The following is an 18,242-nucleotide window of genomic DNA, read 5'->3' on the forward strand; positions in this document are numbered from 1 at the left end:
GATCGGCCCGCCGAATCCGAGCCAAATGTTTCAGTGCTGAAACACGCCGTCGATCGACCGGATGACACATCGTTTTCCGACCCTCTGCCGGGCTCCGATCGTCGCTTTCGGGAAATCGCCACACGATTCCGGCGGTGACCGGCCGGATGAACCGGCGTCGAACCGGAAAGCCGGCGCTTCAGTCGTCATTGCACATGCATGTCACCGGAGGAAATCTTCCCGTTGCGCTCAGAGAAGCTCGGCGATTGACTGGTTTTCCCTGAATCGTACGAACAGGGTTCGCGCGTTTGTCCGATTAAATTCATGACACCGCCGCGTTGCATGCCTGAAACGTTTTATCGGCCCAATTTTCGAGTGGCGTCGATGCGTCAATTTCACCCCCTTGGCGCATGCCCATTTGCGACCGATGGTACGGATCTAGCTTGAAAGTAAAGCCATCTCCTCCCGGATTTATTTGTCTGGTTCCAATTGCGCAGCAAAAATCAACGACATGGCGCCCCGATTCCGGAGGGTGATTCTCCATGCTCGTCTCGCGAGCGAGATGAACTTATTTTGCATATCAAAGGATGAAAATCATGCCTTCGCATCGCAATGAATCTTTTCGAAACGGGTTGAGCATCGCCGGATCACTCGTCGCATTGATCACCACGTTCGCCATCGCCGTCGGCGTTCAGGATGCGAATGCGCAGGCGACAGGCAACGCTTCCGTCATGAACATCAAGCCGCCTCCGCTGCCGAACGGCTCGGCCCAGGTCAACGTGAAAGCAGGGATGGCCGACGAGGATTGGGAGAAGGCATACAAGGAAACGGGGCGCCCGAAGTTCAGCAAGAATTCCGTCAAGAAACTCAACGGCAATGTGCAACGTGACTAGGGAGAAACGGCCATGAAAAAGATCTTGCTCGTCATCGCCCTGCTAGCGGGGCTCGCGCAAATGACATTGCCGGGCACCGCGCACGCGCAGGCCACCACTGCCCATACGCTCGTGCTGTACGACAACCCGGCCAACGACCCATATTCGAAGCTCGGCCTGATGTACAGCATCATGCTGAGGAACCTGCTTGGCCATTTCAATGCGACGATCGATCTGGTTCCGATCCAGAACTACACGTCCGGCATGGTCGGGAGCCACGACGTCACGTTCTATATCGGCGACTACTACAACAACCCGATTCCGACGGCGTTCATGAGCGACGTGATGACCACCAAGAAGACGGTGGTCTGGTTCAAGTACAACTTGTGGCAACTGGCCTGGAACACGGCCTTCACGTTCAATCAGACCTTCGGGTTCAGCTTCGTGGGCCTCGCGGGGATGAACGCGACGCCGTCGGCGAGCAATCCGAATCCGGGCTTCTACGATACGGTCACGTACAAGAACCTGTCGATGGTCAAGTACTACGCCTATAACGCGTCGACGGGCGTCATCAGCGCGGATCCGGACATCGGATTGACCCAGGTTGTCGATTCCACCAAGGCGCAGGCGCTCGTCACCATCAAGAACAGCCAGAGCGGAGCAACCGCGCCGTACATCATGCGCTCGGGCAACTTCTGGTACTTCGCGGACATGCCGTTTTCCTACATCGGCCCGACGGATCGCTACCTGGTGATCTGCGACATCCTGCACGACATCCTGCAGACCAATGCACCGGTGAATCACCGTGCGCTCGTCCGTCTGGAAGACCTCGACGCGTATACGACGACGAGTTCGATGCAGCAGCTGACGAATTACATGTACTCGAAGCGGATTCCGTTCACGATGGCAACCATCCCGTTGTATACGGACCCGAACGGCTATTACAACGGCGGCGTGCCGGAGACGATCCATCTGGCGCAGGCAACGGGCCTCAAGAGTGCGCTGAACTACGCGCTCGCGCGCGGCGGCTCGATCGTGATGCACGGGTATACGCACCAGTACGATTCGACGCCGAACCTGTTGAATGCAGTCAGCGGCAGCGACTACGAGTTCTGGTACGCGGTGCAGAACCGGCCGGTTGATGAGGACTCCATCCCGTGGGCGGAAGGCAGAATGGCCGACGGCCTGCTCGAGTTTACGCTCAACGGCTACAAGATCGTCGGCTGGGCCGCGCCGCAGTACCAGATGTCGCCGGCCGCGTCGTCGGCAACAGCCCTCACGTTCCCGACCACGTTCCAGCGGGCCGTGTACTACACGTCGACCAAGCCGCAACTCGGAACGGGTGCCGCCAACCAGGACTTTTCGGCCGGGCAGTTTTTCCCGTACATCATCAACTCCGATTACTACGGGCAGCGGATCGTTCCGGAGAACCTGGGCAGCGTGCAGTACAACATCTGCAATATCGACCCGTTCTCGTGCATCACGTACACGTGGCAGCAAATCGTGACCAATGCCCAGTACGGCCTGGCGGTGCGGGACGGCTTCGCGTCGTTCTTCTTCCATCCGTACTGGCTTGAACCGGATCTCGGATTGCCGGCGTTCAAGGACTTCCAGAGCATGATTACCGGCATTACGAATCTCGGCTACAAGTGGGTGGACGGCACGACGGCCAAGTGACGCAGGCGTAGCGACAGCCCGGTGCGACCCGCCCTGGCAAGGCGGGTCGCACGTTTGCGTTCGATCGGCTACGATGACGCGCAGGCATGCTTCCGGAGAGCCAGCGATGACCACCTACGCGCTGCCGGCCTGGCGCAGGATTCAACGGCGTATGGGCCGGCTTAGGCTCGCAGTGCGACCGGGCCCGCACCCTGTCGCGCCGCGTTCGCCCCGGGCGGCGACGCTCGCGGCGATCGGCGCATCGCTCGTCGTGGCCGCCTGCAGCTGGACCGCGCACGACGTGCACGCGGACGGCATCGTCTGGCAGGTGGACAACTCGACGACGAATCCGGTCGGCAACTGGCAGATGCTCGGCATTCACGATCTGCTGATTCAATGGACCGTCGTCGACGACACCGCGTTCATCGCCAGCACCTCGATCCAGCCTGCCGCGCACCTTCCCGACTGGGAGCGCATCGGTCGTGAGCCGTGGGCCAGGAACGTCATCCTGGGGCTGGCCGGCTACCAGGACGAAAAACGGGCGCGCACCCATCTGTCGACGCTCGCCGACCAGTCGCTGGAAGTGGCGCGCGCACCGGTTCCGCTGCATGTCACCGGCTACTACTTTCCGGTCGAGATCGATCCGACCTGGCAGGACGCGCCAAAGCTCGCCGCCGTCCTGCAACGGCTGCCGCGGCCGCTCTGGGTGAGCGTGTACGACCAGACCAACATCGGCGGAAAGGCGCTCGCGGACTGGCTCGCGGCGTGGCTGCCCGCGGACGTCGGCGTGTTCTTCCAGGACGGCTGCGGTGTCTATGCCCGCGAGCCGTATGTCGCGCGCGCCTACCTCGACGAACTGGTTGCAAAGTTGGGCAAACGGCGCGTGCGGGTCATCGCCGAGGCGTTCAGGCCTGCCGAGCGGGGCGGATTCCGTTCAGCCAGCGCCGACGAGCTGGGCAAGCAACTGCTGGCGTATCGCGGTTATCCCGTCTACCTGTTCGATGGTCCGCACTATGTGTCGGACGACCTCACGCGCACGCTCTCGACGTGGAAGCCGAAGCCACCGCCGGCCGTGCCGGTGGGCACGGCGCACTGATTCGGCCCGGTTCCGGCGAGCGGGGGCAAGGGAGCGTGCGGCGAAACAATCGGGCGGATCGGCTTTCCGGCGGCAACGCGTGCCCGGCACCCGGCGCCGGCACGCCGGCGTCCGCGGCCGACCGTCAATTTGCTGCTCCCGCCCCACGCCCCATTTGATGACCAAACCGCAAGACCTAGTGCATAGATATCGTTTGCCGCGGCCTTAATGACTATCGACAATCGTGGCTCGATTTCGCCGCCGTGGCGCCAGAAGCGCCGCGGTGGCCGGTACCTGGCGGCTATCCCGGCCGTCCGCGCCATCCAGCTCACGACGACATGTACGCGTTCACTCCCTCATTCCAGAATCCCGCCGGCTCGCCGATCCGCGAACTGTTCAAGTACCTGTCCGAACCGGGCATGATTTCCTTCGCGGGCGGCTATCCGGCCAGCGACCTGTTCGACGTCGACGGCCTGAACGCGGCCGCCGGGCGCGCGTATGCGCAGCCGGTGCGCTGTCTGCAATACGGCCCGACCGATGGCCTCGCCGAACTGAAGCAACAGCTGATCGCGTTGATGGCGCGTCGCGGTGTGGCGTGCACGGCGGCAGAGCTGCTCGTCACGACCGGTTCGCAGCAGGGGCTCGACCTGTTGCTGCGCGTGATGGTGTCGCCCGGCGACGTCGTGCTGACCGAGCAGCCGGCCTATCCGGCGACGCTGCAGGCGATGCGTCTGCAGCAGGCGCGCATCGTGACGATTCCGGTCGACGGCGCGGGGCTCGACGTCGATCGTCTCGGCGAACAGCTTTCCTCCGGCGCGATCGCGCAGCCGAAGCTGCTCTACACGGTCCCGACCTTCGCGAACCCGACCGGCGCGACGCTCACGCGCGAACGACGGCTGAAGCTGCTGCGTCTCGCGGTGCAATACCGCTTCCTGATCGTCGAGGACGATCCGTACGGCGACCTGCGTTTCGCGGGCGAAGCCGTGCCGTCGATGCTTGCGCTGGCCGACGAAGTGGACGGCGCACGCGACTGGATCGTGCATTTCGCGAGCCTGTCGAAGATCGTCGCGCCGGGGCTGCGCGTGGGCTGGACGATCGCGCCGGCCGAGATCGCGCGCCGCTGCGTGATCGCGAAGCAGACGGTCGACCTGTGCAGCACGCCGTGGACGCAGGCGACCGCCGCCGAATATCTGGCCGACGGCGCGCTCGAACGCCATCTGCCGCGCATCACGGCCGCTTACCAGCGCAAATGCGATGCGATGTGCGACGCATTGCGCGACGGCCTCGGCGATGCGATCGAATTTCATCGTCCCGAAGGCGGGATGTTCGTGTGGGCGCGGATCGGCGCGGTGTCGTCGGACGTGCTGCTGCAACAGGCGATCGCGAACAAGGTCGTGTTCGTGCCGGGCAAGGCATTCTTCGCGGACAACGTCGACGCGGCATCGCTGCGCCTGTCGTTCGCCGCGCCGGACGTGGATGCGATCCGGGAAGGCGTCGCGCGCCTCGTGCGCGCGTATGGAGCGGCGCTCGCCGCGTGAGGAGACAGCAACGTGAACATCACCGTCAACGACACCGTATCGATGGGCGCAGCACCGGGCGCGGGCGATAACCGGCCCGTGGCGCACCGCTCGTCGCAGATCAGCGCAGGGCCGCAGTATGTGGCCGACGTGCTCGGCCGCTTCGGCGCACAGCCGGCGGACGACATCGGCGACGCGGCGCCGGTCGTGCTCGGCTACAACTGAACCGCACGGCGGCGGCCGGCGCGCTGCACGCGTGCCGGCGCCGCCGCAAGCGGTTAAGCTTGCGCGATCGCAACACGCACGATCGCCGCTTCGCCATGTCCGACTCAACTTCCGAATCGCTCGCGCAAACATACGAGCGCCTCTGGTCCTGCCTCGAATCCGGCGTGAGCGCGCAGCGTTCGCCGTTCACGATGCTGCAGGCCGCGACGCTCGGTATCGACGGCGCGCCGAAGGTACGCACGATCGTGTTGCGTCAGGCGAGCCGTGCCGATCGTGTGCTGTCGTTCCATACCGATGCGCGTTCGGAGAAGGTCGCGGAGCTGCGCCGCGATCCGCGCATCGCGCTCGTCGCCAGCGATCTCGATGCGCTCGTGCAGATTCGCGTGGAGGGCGTTGTATCGATCTGCGACGACGAAGCGCAACGCCGCGCGATCTGGCAATCGAGCCGCCCGCATACGCTGCTGCTGTATCGCGCACCGTTGCCGCCGGGTACGCCGGTCGAGTCGCCTGAAGCCGCGCATGTGTCGGCGAGCCCGCGCGCCAATCCCGACGACGACGGTTACGAGAACTTCTGCCTGCTTCACGTGAGCGTGACGCGCATCGACTGGCTCGAACTCGCACGCGCCGGCCATCGCCGCGCGGTGTTCGACCTGCTCGAAGGCGGCTACGAAGGCCGGTGGATCGCGCCCTGAGCCGGACTGCTCACGCGCCGCTTTCGACGTTACGGGCCAATGCCGCGGCGAGGTACTGCTCCCCGTCGTCGATCGACCCGACGATCGCGGGCGCGCTGACTTCTCCCCAGAACGGCAGACGCCACTGCGGATCGGGATGATGCCCCAGGACGACGGCCCGATACAGGCCATCGGGCCGTTGCGCAATCAGCGTGACCAGATGCCGATCGGCGAGGTGCGTTTCGGCAACGGGGTGCTCGCCGGGCATCAGCACGCCCGTCCAGATGCCGCCGTATTTTTCTTCCCATCCCATCGGATCATCTCCTCGCCGCATATCGCCCGTTGCGGGGTTCGCCGCCGGCTTTCCGGGATCGCACACGGCGCCTAAGCATTGCTTCCCGCGCCGCGGCTGCCCGCCGAGTCGGGTGAATCGGGCGGCCGCCCGTCCGATGCCGCCTGCGTGGTCATCCACTCGCGCATCACGACGATGGCGTCGTCATCGCGCCGCTCGGCCGGATACACGAGATAGAACCCCATCGACAGCGGAAACGCGAAATCGAACGGCTTGCACAGCCGGCCGGCGGCGATGTCGCGCTCCACGAGCGGATCGGTGGCGAGCGCGATGCCCTGGCCGGCGACGGCCGCATCGATCGCGAGCGACGTCTGGTTGAAGCGCAGCCCCTTGTGCGGATCGAGGTCGACGGGCTCCGGCATCGCGGCGAGGAACTCGGGCCACAGGTCGTGCGCGTCGTGCAGCAGCACGTGGCTTGCAAGCGCGCGCGGCGACGCTGGCGCGGCCAGCAGCGCGGGGCTGCACACGGCACACACGTCGAGCGGGAACAGCGCATGCGTGGCGAGATGCTTGCCGAACGGCGGCTTGCCGTAACGGATCGCGAGATCGACGCCGTCATGGCGGAACGTCGCGATCTGCGGGTCGGCGATCACGCGCACGTCGTAGTCGGGATGCGCGTCGGTGAAGTGCGCGAGCCGCGGGATCAGCCACTTCGACGCGAACGACGGCGTCGTGCTGATGGTCAGCGCGGCGCGCCGCTTCACGAGCTTGTCGGTCGCGTCGGCGATCGCGTGCAGCGCGCGCTGCACGTCGGAGAAATACGCGGCGCCGTCGTGCGTCAGCGCGAGGCCGCGCGGCAGGCGTTCGAACAGCTTCAGGCCGAGCACGTCCTCGAGGTGGCGCACCTGCTGCGCGACGGCGCCCTGCGTGACGCCGATCTCGTCGGCGGCGGCGCGGAAATTGAGGTGTCGCGCGGACACTTCGAACGCGCGGAGCGCATTCAGCGGCGGCAGGCGGGAGGGGCGAGGCGGCATCGTCAGGCTGTAGAAAAACTATCGGCTGGAGGCAGAAATACTGGTTCGACAGTCGGTATCGATGCGCCTACATTACCACCATGGCGCACCGAAAGGCGGTTGCGCGGCGGCAGGATTCGAATGAGGAGCAGATCGTGACTGTAGAAAAAGTGGCGTTGATCACCGCGGCGGGCAAGGGCATGGGCGCAGCGATCGCGCGCGAACTGGCGGCGACGGGCTATCGCGTTGCGCTGATGTCGCCGTCGGGCAGCGCGGTGGCGCTCGGCGAGGAACTGGGCGGGTTCGGCATCCAGGGCTCGGTGACGGAAGAAGCCGACATCGACCGGCTCGTGCAGGAAACGCTCACGCGCTACGGCCGCATCGATGCGGTCGTGAACAACACCGGCCATCCGCCGAAGGGCGAGCTGCTGGCGATCACCGACGACAACTGGCATGCCGGGCTCGACCTGATCCTGCTGAACGTGGTGCGCGTGATGCGCCGTGTGACGCCGGTCTTCCAGAAGCAGGGCGGCGGCGCGGTGGTGAACATCTCGAGCTTCGCGGCGGACGCGCCCGAGCAGCCGATGCCCGTTTCGTCGGCACTGCGCGCGGCGCTGAGCGCATGGACGCGTCTTTACGCGGAACGTTACGCGGCCGAGCACATCCGGATGAACGCGGTGCTGCCGGGCTTCATCGACAGCTGGCCGGAAACGCCGGAGATCGTCGCACGCATCCCGGCCGGCCGCTTCGGCAAGACCGGCGAGATCGCGAAGACGGTCGCGTTCCTGCTGTCCGACGGCGCGGGTTACATCACCGGGCAGAACATTCGCGTCGACGGCGCGATCGTCAAGGCGCTGTGAACGTCGCGCGAGCGAGCGGCCGCAGCGGCCGGGCCGCTCGCCGTGCAGTCGCTACAAACGCGTACAAACCAGACAAATCCGGGATACATCAGACCTTTCAAATGGGCGACGCCGCGTGAGCCGGGCGCGCCGGATTGAAAGCGAAGGCGCGGCCCCGCGCGCGGCATGTTCACTTTCCACTTCACGAAAGGAGATGCCGAACGATGTCTTCCACACCGTTTTCCCCGATGCGTCGCCACCTGCTTGCCACGTCCGTGGCCGCAGGGGTCTCGGCGATGCTGCCCACGGCGCTGCATGCCGCGACCGGCGCGAGCGGCATACGCCCGTTCACCGCGCACATTCCCGACGACGCCGTCGCCGACCTGCGCCGCCGCATCGCGGCAACACGCTGGCCGGGCCGCGAGACCGTCGCCGACGAATCGCAGGGTGTGCGGCTGGCGCGCATGCAGGCGCTGCTGCGCTACTGGGGCACCGATTACGACTGGCGCAAGGGCGAGGCGCGCCTGAACGGATTCCCGATGTTCATCACGGAAATCGACGGGCTCGACATTCATTTCATCCACGTGCGCTCGCGGCACGAGCACGCGATGCCGATGATCATGACGCACGGCTGGCCGGGTTCGATCTTCGAGCTGCTGAAGGCGATCGGCCCGCTGACCGACCCGACCGCGCACGGCGCGAGCGCCGACGATGCGTTCCATGTCGTCGTGCCGTCGTTGCCGGGTTTCGGCTTCTCGGGCCGGCCGACGCAGACCGGCTGGGGTTCCGACCACATCGCGCGCGCGTGGGGCGAGCTGATGGCGCGGCTCGGTTATACGCGCTTCGTGTCGCAGGGCGGCGACTGCGGCTCGGTGATCTCGCACCGGATGGCGATGCAGCGCGTGCAGGGCCTGGCCGGGATTCACGTGAACATGCCGGCGACGGTGCCGCCGGATATCGCGACGCTGCTCGCGACCGATGCACCCGCGCCGGCATCGCTGTCGCCGAAGGAGAAGGCCGCGTACGAGAAGCTCGCGACGTTCTATCGCGACAACTGCGGGTACTCGGCGATGATGGTCACGCGCCCGCAGACGGTCGGCTATGCACTCGCCGATTCGCCGTCCGGGCAGGCAGCGTGGATGGTCGACAAGATTTCGCAGTGGACTTATAGCGGCGGCGTGCCCGAGCGTTCGATTCCGCGCGACGAGATTCTCGACGACATCTCGCTGTACTGGCTGACGAACACCGCGACGTCCGCCGCGCAGATCTACTGGGAGGATCACTCGAACAACTTCAACGCAGTGGATATCGCGTTGCCGGCCGCGATCACGGTGTTTCCGGGCGAGATCTACCAGGCGCCGCGCAGCTGGGCCGAGCGCAGCTATCACAACCTGATCTACTTCAACGAAGTCGACAAGGGCGGGCATTTCGCGGCATGGGAGGAGCCGGAGTTGTTCGCGCGTGAAGTGCGTGCCGGGTTCCGGCCGTTGCGGCGCGTGTAAGCGAGGGAGGGCGGGCGAACGCGGGCCGGCGCGGATGCGGCCGGCGTTTGCTTCCGTCGTGCACGTTCCCGAATTCACCGTAGCGTCGTTATTGCTGCCGGCGTCACCTGCTTAAGCGGCCGTTTTACGGCAGAAACAGCACGGCGCTTCCGTTCACGATTGAATGACATATCGATGAACAAAACCCGTTCTGGAAGAAACATTCCATCGTAATTATTTGATTAAAAAGCGATTTTGATAAAAATCAAAATATGTCGCGTGAATTGACTGATGTATTGAAACCCTCAATACAATGATCCGCGACTGCACCTGAGTGCGGACAAATCATTCTGTTTATTGGCACGCGGCAAAAAGCCGAATCGGCTTTTTCACGGTTTCACCCGGTGAAAAAATACGACCCGAGGTTTCGCGATGACGAATAACGACGTGCGCGAGTCACGCATGGCTTGCGATGGCATGCGCCCGCTTGAAGGTCGAAGAGGCATCGTCGTCGGCCTGGCGAACGAACAGAGCATCGCGTGGGGATGTGCGCGCGCATTTCATGCAGCGGGTGCCGAGCTGGCGGTGACCTGGCAATCCGACCGGGCGTTGCCGTACATCGAGCCGCTGCTGGACCAGCTGAAGCCGGCGATTGCGATGCCGCTCGACGTGAGCCGGGCCGACCAGATGCGCGAGGTGTTCGACACGATCGGCGAACAGTGGGGCGGCCTCGATTTTCTGTTGCATGCCGTTGCCTATGCACCCAGGGCCGATCTGCACGGGCGCGTCGTCGACAGTTCGCCGGAAGGGTTCGCACTCGCGATGGATACCTCCTGCCACTCGTTCATCAGGATGGCGAAACTGGCCGAGCCGTTGATGACATCCGGTGGAAGCCTGATGGCGATGACCTATATCGGTGCCGACCAGGTCATCGCGGAGTACGGCGTGATGGGCCCGGTCAAGGCGGCGCTGGAGGCCACCGTCCGATACCTCGCTGTCGAGCTGGGGCCGGCCGGCATTCGCGTGCATGCGGTGTCGCCCGGCGCACTGGCCACGCGGGCGGCATCCGGGTTGCCGAACTTCGATCACCTGCTTGACGACACCGCCCGGCGTGCGCCATTGCGCCGTCCGTTCGACATCGACGACGTCGGTGCGCTGTGCACCTTTCTCGCCAGCGATGCCGCACGCGCGATGACCGGCGGTATTCACTACATCGACGCGGGGATGCACGTGCTCGGCTGACGCGAGGCAGCCGCTCCCGGAATGCGTCGAGATTCACCTTGCCCCTCTGGAGAACAGTGTTATGGATGCTGCCACGCAACTGGCGCGCAGTCATGAGATCGCCACGGAGATTGTCCACGTCCTGCAAAAACGCACGCAGCACGCGCTGGAACAGTACGGGAAACGGTTGGGCGAAGCGCTCGACGGCAGCGACGGCCCCGGCCGGGCGCCGGGCGCCGACCCGTTTGCCATGCCATTCTCGCCGCTGGGCGCGTGGCATTACGCGGTCGACGCCGCACAGCGCGCGCTGCTGTTCTGGGACACGCTGCGCGAGCGCGGCACGCAATATGTCGAGCGCATGGCCGAGGGTCTCAAGCCGGTGCTGCATTTCGACTACGACGTCGTGCTCGACGGCCGGCAGTTCGCGCGGCCCGTCAATTACGCGCTCGTTCACATCCAGCCGCCGGATGGCGTGATCGTCGACGCCGGCAAGCGGCCCTACCTGATCATCGATCCGCGCGCGGGGCATGGCCCCGGTATCGGCGGCTTCAAGGACGATTCGCAAGTCGGCGTGGCGTTGCGCGCGGGGCATCCCGTGTATTTCGTCGTGTTCTTCCAGGAGCCCGAGCCCGGCCAGACGTTGCTCGACGTGTGTGCCGCGGAACAGGCGTTCGTGCGGAAAGTGCGGGAACTGCATCCGGACAGCCTCAAGCCGGCCATCGTCGGCAATTGCCAGGGCGGCTGGGCTGCGATGATGCTCGCGAGTTCGTCGGCGGACGATACGGGCCCGATCGTCATCAACGGCGCCCCGATGTCGTACTGGAGCGGCGCATGGAGCGAGGGGCCCGGCGACAATCCGATGCGCTATGCCGGCGGCATACTCGGCGGCACGTGGCTCGCGTCGTTTGCGTCGGACCTGGGCAACGGCAAGTTCGACGGCGCCTATCTCGTGCAGAACTTCGAGAACCTGAACCCGGCGAACACGTTGTGGGACAAGTATTACCACGTGTACGACCACATCGACACCGAGCCGCCGCGCTTCCTCGAGTTCGAGCGCTGGTGGGGCGGCTACTACCTGATGAACCGCGACGAGATCGAATGGATCACGCGCAACCTGTTCATCGGCAACAAGCTCTGGTCCGGCGAAGTGAAAGACGGATCGGGCAAGGCGTTCGACCTGCGCGAGATCCGCTCGCCGATCATCCTGTTCGCGTCGATGGGCGACAACATCACGCCGCCGCAGCAGGCGTTCAACTGGGTCGCGGACATCTACGGCAGCACGGAGGAGATCAAGGCGCGCGGGCAGGTCATCATCGGGTTGGTGGAAGAGGACGTGGGGCATCTCGGCATCTTCGTGTCCGGCAAGGTCGCGAAGAAGGAGCACGCGCAGATCGTCAGCGTGCTGGATGCCGTCGAAACGCTGCCGCCCGGCCTTTATGCGATGTCGATCGAGGAAGTGAAGGGCGCCGACGGGAAGGTCACGTACGACGTCACCTTCGCCGAGCACCGTCTGGAAGAGATCGCGCAATACTTCAACCGCTTCGGGCGCAAGGACGAACAAGCGTTCGAGGCCGTCGCCGCGCTGTCCGAATTCACGCAGCGCGCGTATGAACTGTTCATGCAGCCATACGTGCAGCAGGCATCGAACGAGACCACCGCGCACCTGTTGCGCGACTTTCATCCGCTGCGCTTCCAGCGCTGGGCGTTTTCGGACCTGAATCCCTGGCTTCGCTGGCTGAAGCCCGCCGCCGACACGGTCAGGGCCCACCGCCAGCCGGCCGACGACATCGAGCCATGGCGCAAGCTCGAACGGCGTGGCTCGGATATCGTCAGCGCGTCGCTCGATTGTTTCCGCGCGATGCGCGATGCAAGCATCGAGTCGCTGTTCTTCACGCTGTACACCCAGCCGGCCTTGCTTCATTTCGGGGAGCAGTATCGCGACCGTCACGCGGCTGCGCCGGCGGCGGCGGACCCCCGCGACCTGCCGTTCGTGAAGGCGGCGCTCGCGTCGATCGACCGTGGCGGCTACACCGAAGCGGTTGCGCGGGCGGCGTTCCTGCTCGAGCGCAACGGCGAACCGTTTCCGCTGGCGCAGCTTGCGGCCGAGCGCGAGCTTGCCGAAACCTACGCCGAATACCTGCCGAACCTGCCGCCCGACCAGTGGCGGCGCATCTATGGCGAGCAGGAGATCGTCGCGACTTACGCGCCCCAACAGGCCGTCGCCACGCTGCCGGTGCTGCTTGCCCGGCCGGAGGACCGCCAGCGGCTGCTGACGCTGCTGGACAAGCTGCTGGGCGATGCGCGCGTGCAAAGCGCGTCGGTGAGCGAGCAACAGTGGGCGGCGCTGCAACGCATTCGCGCGGTACTGGGCGCGCCGCCTGCCACGCTGCCGGCCAGGGGGCCGCTGGCGACACTCGAACGCGTGCAGTGACGGACAGCAAGGAACCGCAATGGAAACCCGACACGAGAAATATCGCCGCCTCATCGAACACTGCCAGGCGCTTGCGCCGATGCCGACGGCCGTCGCGCATCCGTGCGATCGAAGCTCGCTCGAGGGCGCGCTGGAGGCGGCGCGCAAGGGGCTGATCGCGCCGATCCTGGTCGGCCCGCGTGCGCGTATCGAAGCGACCGCCGCGGAGTTGCAGCTATCGATCGGCGATCACGAGATCGTCGATGCGCCGTACAGCGAGGCGTCGGCAGCGGCGGCGGTGCGGCTCGTACGCGACGGCCGTGCGTCCGCGCTGATGAAGGGCAGCCTTCACACCGACGAACTCATGGCCGAAGTGGTGCGGCACGATTCCGGGTTGCGCACGGGCCGGCGCATCAGCCATTGCTTCGTGATGGACGTGCCCGCGCACGCCGACCCGCTGATCGTGACCGACGCGGCGATCAATATCGCGCCGACGCTCGAGGAAAAGGTCGACATCCTGCAGAACGCGATCGATCTCGCGCATGCGCTGGATTTTCCGCAGGTTCGTGTGGCGATCCTCTCGGCCATGGAGACGGTCAACCCGAAAGTGCCGTCGACGCTCGAAGCCGCCGCGCTGTGCAAGATGGTGGATCGGCGGCAGATTACCGGCGCGCTCGTCGACGGCCCGCTGGCGCTCGACAACGCGATCGATCCCGAAGCCGCGCGCATCAAGCAGATCGATTCGCCGGTGGCCGGGCACGCGAACGTGCTGATGGTGCCGAATCTCGAAGCGGGCAACATGCTTGCCAAGAGCCTGTCGTTCCTGGCCGGCGCGGATGCGGCGGGCATCGTGCTCGGCGCGCGCGTGCCGGTCATCCTGACGAGTCGTGCCGATTCGTTGATCACCCGGCTGGCTTCCTGCGCGGTCGCGATGCTCGTCGCGAACGTGCAGCGCGAAGCGGCCCGGCGCGCGGGGTGACACCATGGCAGACGTGATTCTGGTGTTGAATGCCGGCTCGTCGAGCATCAAGTTTTCCGCATTCGACGTGCACGGCGACACGCTCGGCCTGATCGTGCATGGCCAGGTCGAGGGCCTGTACACGGCCACGGCGCACTTCAGCGCCGTCGACCGCCACGCGGAGCGTCACGAACGGCAATGGGCCGGCGGCGATACGTTCGGCCATCAGGAAGGGCTCGAGCAGATCGCCGCGTTCCTGGGCGCGCATCAGGAAGGGCACCGTCTCGCGGCGGTGGGCCATCGCGTCGTGCACGGCGGACAACGCTTCAGCGGCCCGGTGCGCGTCACGCCCGAGATCGTGGCCGAGCTGGAGAAACTCACCCCGCTCGCGCCGTTGCATCAGCCGCACAACCTGACGCCGATTCGTATCCTCGAAACGATGCGGCCCGGCGTCGAGCAGGTGGCCTGCTTCGACACGGCGTTCCACTGCACGCAGCCCGCGGTGACCCAGGCGTTCGCGCTGCCCGCGTCGATCACCAGCCGGGGCGTGCGCCGTTACGGTTTCCACGGGCTCTCGTACGAGTACATCGCGAGCGTGCTGCCCGACGTCGCGCCGGCGGCGGCGCGCGGGCGCACGGTCGTCGCCCATCTCGGCAACGGCGCGAGCATGTGCGCGCTCGTGGCAGGCAAGAGCGTCGCGAGCACGATGGGGTTCACGGCGCTCGACGGGCTGCCGATGGGCACGCGTTGCGGCAACCTCGATCCCGGCGTCGTGATCTTCCTGATGGAAGCACTCCGGATGGACGTGCGCGCCGTCGAGGATCTGCTCTATCGGCGTTCCGGGTTGCTCGGCGTGTCCGGCCTGTCGAGCGACATGCGCACCCTGCTCGCGAGCGACGACCCGCACGCACGCTTCGCCATCGAGCTGTACGTCTACCGCATCGCGCGCGAACTCGGTTCGCTTGCGGCCGCGATGGAGGGAGTCGACGCCGTCGTGTTCACGGCGGGGATCGGCGAGCACGCGGCGGCGATTCGCGAGGGGGTGTTGCGCCGTGCGGCGTGGCTCGGCGTCGAGATCGACGTCGACGCGAACGGCACGGGCGGGCCGCTGATCACGACGGCATCGAGCCGCGTGTCGGCGTGGGTGATCCCGACCGACGAAGAACTGATGATCGCGCGCCATACGCACCGGCTGATCCGGTGACGGGCGAACGAGCAAGGAATCCTCATGGCTGAACTACTGCTGGTCAATGTCGAAGAACACGCGCGCGACGACGAGGTCGGCGCGTTCCTGGCGCGGCATGGATTCCCGCAGTTCGATGCGATCGAGCGCGTGCCGGCCGGGATCGGCACCCCCATCGCGCTGCTCCGGTTCAACACGCTGTCGTCGGTCGCGCTTTACTCGCTGCGCGCCCGGATCGATCACATCTCGTGGCGGGGCCGCTCGATTCGCGCGCATATCCTGCCGGACCGGAAGGACTGAACGGCTGCGTGCGGCGGCGTGGTTCGGGCGGTGAATGCGCGCCGGCCGGCATGCGGCCCGTGTTCATCGGCGGAGTGGGGCGGTGTCATGCCGCCGCGATGTCTCGGGGCGGCGTCGCCGTCAGATGATCCGGCACGTGCCGTGTACGTCCCTCAGCCACGTGAGAAGCATCATCGCGGCATAGACACAAGGCAGCACGATCAAGAATCGACGCCACGTTACCTTGAAACGCGGAAGCCGCCGGACGACCGCGGCGAGCGCGATGCACGCAACCAGCCCGACCGGCAAGATGTTCCAGTTGTACCTGAAGGCGGCAAAAACGAAAGCCGCCGTGACAAACACGATCCAGACGACGGCATCGCCAAGCGTGTCGCAGTAGGCGGTGGCGTATCCGGAGAACCACGCGAGCAGGAGCGCCGCAAGCCCGAACGCGGTCAGGATGGTCGCGAGCCAGAGCGGCGGCCCGTTCGTGCCCGCCTGTCGCACGGGAGCGTCTTGTTCGTCGGCATCGGTCAAATTGGTCACCTGCAATCGGGCGGGTTGTCACGGCAAGCGGCGTAGTATCGCCGCGTTTCGGCGCCGAAGCGAGAGGCGGTGCGTGGCCATGCCATCGGCGGGGCAGGCCGGCGCGTGGCACATGGCCCCCTGCGAACCCGCATTTCTCGCCCGATTTTTGAATCGTCGTGTGTCGTGTTCGCCGACAGATACGTTGGGATACAAAGCCTCGCCAGGGCTCGGGTATAAAACCGGTGAAGCGATTCACACGGCGGCGCGATGCCATGCGCCGCTGCCGAGAATGCAGATTCCCGAGTGCCCGCACGTGCCGCGGTCACCTTCCTTAGCGATCGACACTGGAGAACGAGTCATGCCCGAAACCGTGAACACCCGCCGCCGCCTGATCCTGGGTACGACGCTGGCGAGCCTCAGCCTTGCCGACCTCGGCTTCAGCGCCCTGGCGCACGCGCAGTCGGCGCCCGATGCAGCGCCTGCGAAGCGCGCGGCCGGTGCCGCGTCGCTGGGCACGATCCACCAGATCGACGCGGGCGTGCTCAACGTCGGGTATGCGGACCTCGGGCCGAAGAACGGCCCGGTCGTGTTCCTGCTGCACGGCTGGCCGTACGACATCTACAGCTATGCGGAAGTCGCGCCGCTGCTCGTCGCGGCCGGCTATCGCGTGATCGTGCCTTACCTGCGCGGCTACGGGTCGACGACGTTCCGCTCGGCCGACACGGTGCGCAACGGGCAGCAGGCCGTGACGGCCGTCGACATCGTTGCGCTGATGGATGCGCTGAAGATCGACCGGGCGGTGTTCGGCGGTTACGACTGGGGCGCGCGCACGGCCGACATCATCGCGGCGCTGTGGCCGCAGCGCGTGAAGGCGCTGGTGTCGGTGAGCGGCTACCTGATCGGCAGCCAGGAGGCGAACCGCAAGCCGCTGCCGCCGCAGGCCGAATTCCAGTGGTGGTATCAGTTCTACTTCACGACCGAGCGTGGCGCGCTGGGCTACGCGGCGAACCGCGATGCGTTCAACAAGCTGATCTGGCAGCTCGCATCGCCGAAATGGCAGTTCTCCGACGAAACCTACGCGCGCACGGCCGCGTCGTTCCAGAACCCCGATCACGTGGCCGTCGTGATCCACAACTATCGCTGGCGTCTCGGGCTCGCGAAGGGCGAGGCGCAATACGACGATCTCGAGCGGCGCCTTGCGGCCGGCCCCGCGATTACGGTGCCGACGATCACGATGGAAGGCGATGCGAACGGCGCGCCGCATCCGGAACCGGCCGCGTACGCGAAGAAGTTCACCGGCAAGTACCAGCACCGCACGATCACCGGCGGCATCGGCCACAACCTGCCGCAGGAAGCGCCGCAGGCGTTCGCGGATGCGATCCTGCAAGTGGAGCACCTGTGATGCGGGCGCGCATGGGTGGCGTGCGCCGCGGGTTCGTCGCGGGCGTGCTGCTGGCCGGCGCGTGGTCGGCGAGCGGCCCGGCCGCGTTCGCGGAGCAGCCGAAGCCGGCTGCTGCCGCCGCGTCGCCGATTTACGGCGTGACGATCCCGCCCGGCTACCGGAAGTGGGAAATGGTCGCCCCGGCCGAAGAAGCCGCGCCGCTCGATGAACTGCGTGTCGTGCTCGGCAATCCCGTCGCGATCCGCGCGCTCGAACAGGCGACACTGCCGTTTCCGGACGGCACGATCCTGGTGAAGCTCGCGTACAAGCGCAAGCAGTCCGACGAGTTCGCGCCCGCGACGGTGCCCGGGCAGGCGACGACCGTGCAGGTGATGGTGAAGGACTCGCGCCGCTATGCGTCGACGGGCGGCTGGGGCTTCGGGCGGTTCATCAACGGCGTGCCGGCCGATATCGGCCAGCACCAGACGTGCTTTGCGTGCCACCAGGCGCGGGTGCAGAATCACGATTACGTGTTCACGCGGCTGGCGCCGTGACGGCGGTGTGAGCAAGGTGAGTCGCCGGGATGCTCGCGGCTCATTAACGTCCCGTCACCGGTGGCGAATGGTGTGCGACTGCCCGCCCCATAACCCGGCTCGTGCCGG

General features: G+C 66.0%; 18 protein-coding genes. 15 read left to right on the forward strand and 3 right to left on the reverse strand.

The window, feature by feature from the left end; all coding sequences use genetic code 11:
• Positions 1-575: 575 nt before the first annotated feature.
• The 6 genes from DPV79_RS25380 to DPV79_RS25405 all read left to right on the forward strand — a co-directional run bounded on the left by DPV79_RS25380 (position 576) and on the right by DPV79_RS25405 (position 6,016).
• Positions 576-872, forward strand: a complete 297-nt coding sequence (locus DPV79_RS25380) for a hypothetical protein (protein WP_165843563.1) — start codon at positions 576-578, stop codon at positions 870-872.
• A 12-nt stretch (positions 873-884) separates the two neighbouring features.
• On the forward strand, positions 885-2,528 hold the full coding sequence (locus tag DPV79_RS25385) for a DUF2334 domain-containing protein (RefSeq protein WP_113046746.1): 1,644 nt from the start codon (positions 885-887) through the stop codon (positions 2,526-2,528).
• 106 nt (positions 2,529-2,634) lie between these two features.
• Positions 2,635-3,603, forward strand: coding sequence for an alpha-amylase family protein (locus DPV79_RS25390; protein WP_113046747.1), 969 nt, complete (start codon positions 2,635-2,637; stop codon positions 3,601-3,603).
• Between the two features lie 317 nt (positions 3,604-3,920).
• Positions 3,921-5,120: an aminotransferase-like domain-containing protein gene (locus DPV79_RS25395; RefSeq protein ID WP_113046748.1), complete on the forward strand. Its 1,200-nt coding sequence runs from the start codon at positions 3,921-3,923 to the stop codon at positions 5,118-5,120.
• A 12-nt stretch (positions 5,121-5,132) separates the two neighbouring features.
• On the forward strand, positions 5,133-5,324 hold the full coding sequence (locus tag DPV79_RS25400) for a hypothetical protein (protein ID WP_060085652.1): 192 nt from the start codon (positions 5,133-5,135) through the stop codon (positions 5,322-5,324).
• Positions 5,325-5,419: 95 nt separating this feature from the next.
• Complete coding sequence (locus DPV79_RS25405; protein WP_113046785.1) at positions 5,420-6,016, forward strand: pyridoxamine 5'-phosphate oxidase family protein; 597 nt, start codon at positions 5,420-5,422, stop codon at positions 6,014-6,016.
• A gap of 10 nt (positions 6,017-6,026) precedes the next feature.
• On the opposite strand, the gene DPV79_RS25410 is transcribed toward DPV79_RS25405, so the two are convergent.
• Together DPV79_RS25410 and gcvA are read right to left on the reverse strand one after the other, a co-directional pair.
• Positions 6,027-6,308, reverse strand: coding sequence for a hypothetical protein (locus tag DPV79_RS25410; protein ID WP_113046749.1), 282 nt, complete (start codon positions 6,306-6,308; stop codon positions 6,027-6,029).
• A 71-nt stretch (positions 6,309-6,379) separates the two neighbouring features.
• Entirely contained in the window at positions 6,380-7,321 is a 942-nt protein-coding gene (gcvA, locus tag DPV79_RS25415; protein WP_113046750.1) for a transcriptional regulator GcvA, read from the reverse strand.
• Between the two features lie 134 nt (positions 7,322-7,455).
• Here gcvA and DPV79_RS25420 point away from each other — a divergent pair, with 134 nt between their 5' ends.
• From DPV79_RS25420 to DPV79_RS25450, 7 genes are all read left to right on the forward strand, one after another.
• Complete coding sequence (locus DPV79_RS25420) at positions 7,456-8,160, forward strand: SDR family oxidoreductase (protein ID WP_059624244.1); 705 nt, start codon at positions 7,456-7,458, stop codon at positions 8,158-8,160.
• 203 nt (positions 8,161-8,363) lie between these two features.
• Positions 8,364-9,641, forward strand: coding sequence for an epoxide hydrolase family protein (locus DPV79_RS25425; RefSeq protein ID WP_113046751.1), 1,278 nt, complete (start codon positions 8,364-8,366; stop codon positions 9,639-9,641).
• Positions 9,642-10,052: 411 nt separating this feature from the next.
• Positions 10,053-10,862, forward strand: a complete 810-nt coding sequence (gene fabI / locus DPV79_RS25430; protein ID WP_404842542.1) for an enoyl-ACP reductase FabI — start codon at positions 10,053-10,055, stop codon at positions 10,860-10,862.
• Positions 10,863-10,923: 61 nt separating this feature from the next.
• The gene (locus DPV79_RS25435; RefSeq protein ID WP_113046752.1) at positions 10,924-13,272 is read left to right on the forward strand and encodes a DUF3141 domain-containing protein; all 2,349 of its coding nucleotides are present in this window, start codon (positions 10,924-10,926) and stop codon (positions 13,270-13,272) included.
• A gap of 19 nt (positions 13,273-13,291) precedes the next feature.
• The gene (locus tag DPV79_RS25440; RefSeq protein WP_060342628.1) at positions 13,292-14,230 is read left to right on the forward strand and encodes a phosphate acetyltransferase; all 939 of its coding nucleotides are present in this window, start codon (positions 13,292-13,294) and stop codon (positions 14,228-14,230) included.
• A 4-nt stretch (positions 14,231-14,234) separates the two neighbouring features.
• Positions 14,235-15,413, forward strand: a complete 1,179-nt coding sequence (locus tag DPV79_RS25445; protein ID WP_021156723.1) for an acetate/propionate family kinase — start codon at positions 14,235-14,237, stop codon at positions 15,411-15,413.
• 24 nt (positions 15,414-15,437) lie between these two features.
• Positions 15,438-15,692, forward strand: coding sequence for a hypothetical protein (locus DPV79_RS25450; protein ID WP_021156724.1), 255 nt, complete (start codon positions 15,438-15,440; stop codon positions 15,690-15,692).
• A 120-nt stretch (positions 15,693-15,812) separates the two neighbouring features.
• On the opposite strand, the gene DPV79_RS25455 is transcribed toward DPV79_RS25450, so the two are convergent.
• Complete coding sequence (locus DPV79_RS25455; RefSeq protein ID WP_133295720.1) at positions 15,813-16,217, reverse strand: hypothetical protein; 405 nt, start codon at positions 16,215-16,217, stop codon at positions 15,813-15,815.
• A 340-nt stretch (positions 16,218-16,557) separates the two neighbouring features.
• On the opposite strand from DPV79_RS25455, the gene DPV79_RS25460 reads away from it, so the two are divergent.
• Complete coding sequence (locus tag DPV79_RS25460; RefSeq protein ID WP_059488935.1) at positions 16,558-17,601, forward strand: alpha/beta fold hydrolase; 1,044 nt, start codon at positions 16,558-16,560, stop codon at positions 17,599-17,601.
• A complete protein-coding gene (locus DPV79_RS25465) occupies positions 17,601-18,134 on the forward strand; it encodes a cytochrome P460 family protein (protein ID WP_113046754.1) in 534 nt (177 codons plus the stop codon). The genes DPV79_RS25460 and DPV79_RS25465 overlap by 1 nt, the downstream gene beginning before the upstream one ends.
• The last annotated feature ends 108 nt before the right edge of the window (positions 18,135-18,242 follow it).

Origin of the sequence: Burkholderia reimsis (assembly GCF_003294055.1) — a bacterium.
GTDB lineage: Bacteria > Pseudomonadota > Gammaproteobacteria > Burkholderiales > Burkholderiaceae > Burkholderia > Burkholderia cepacia.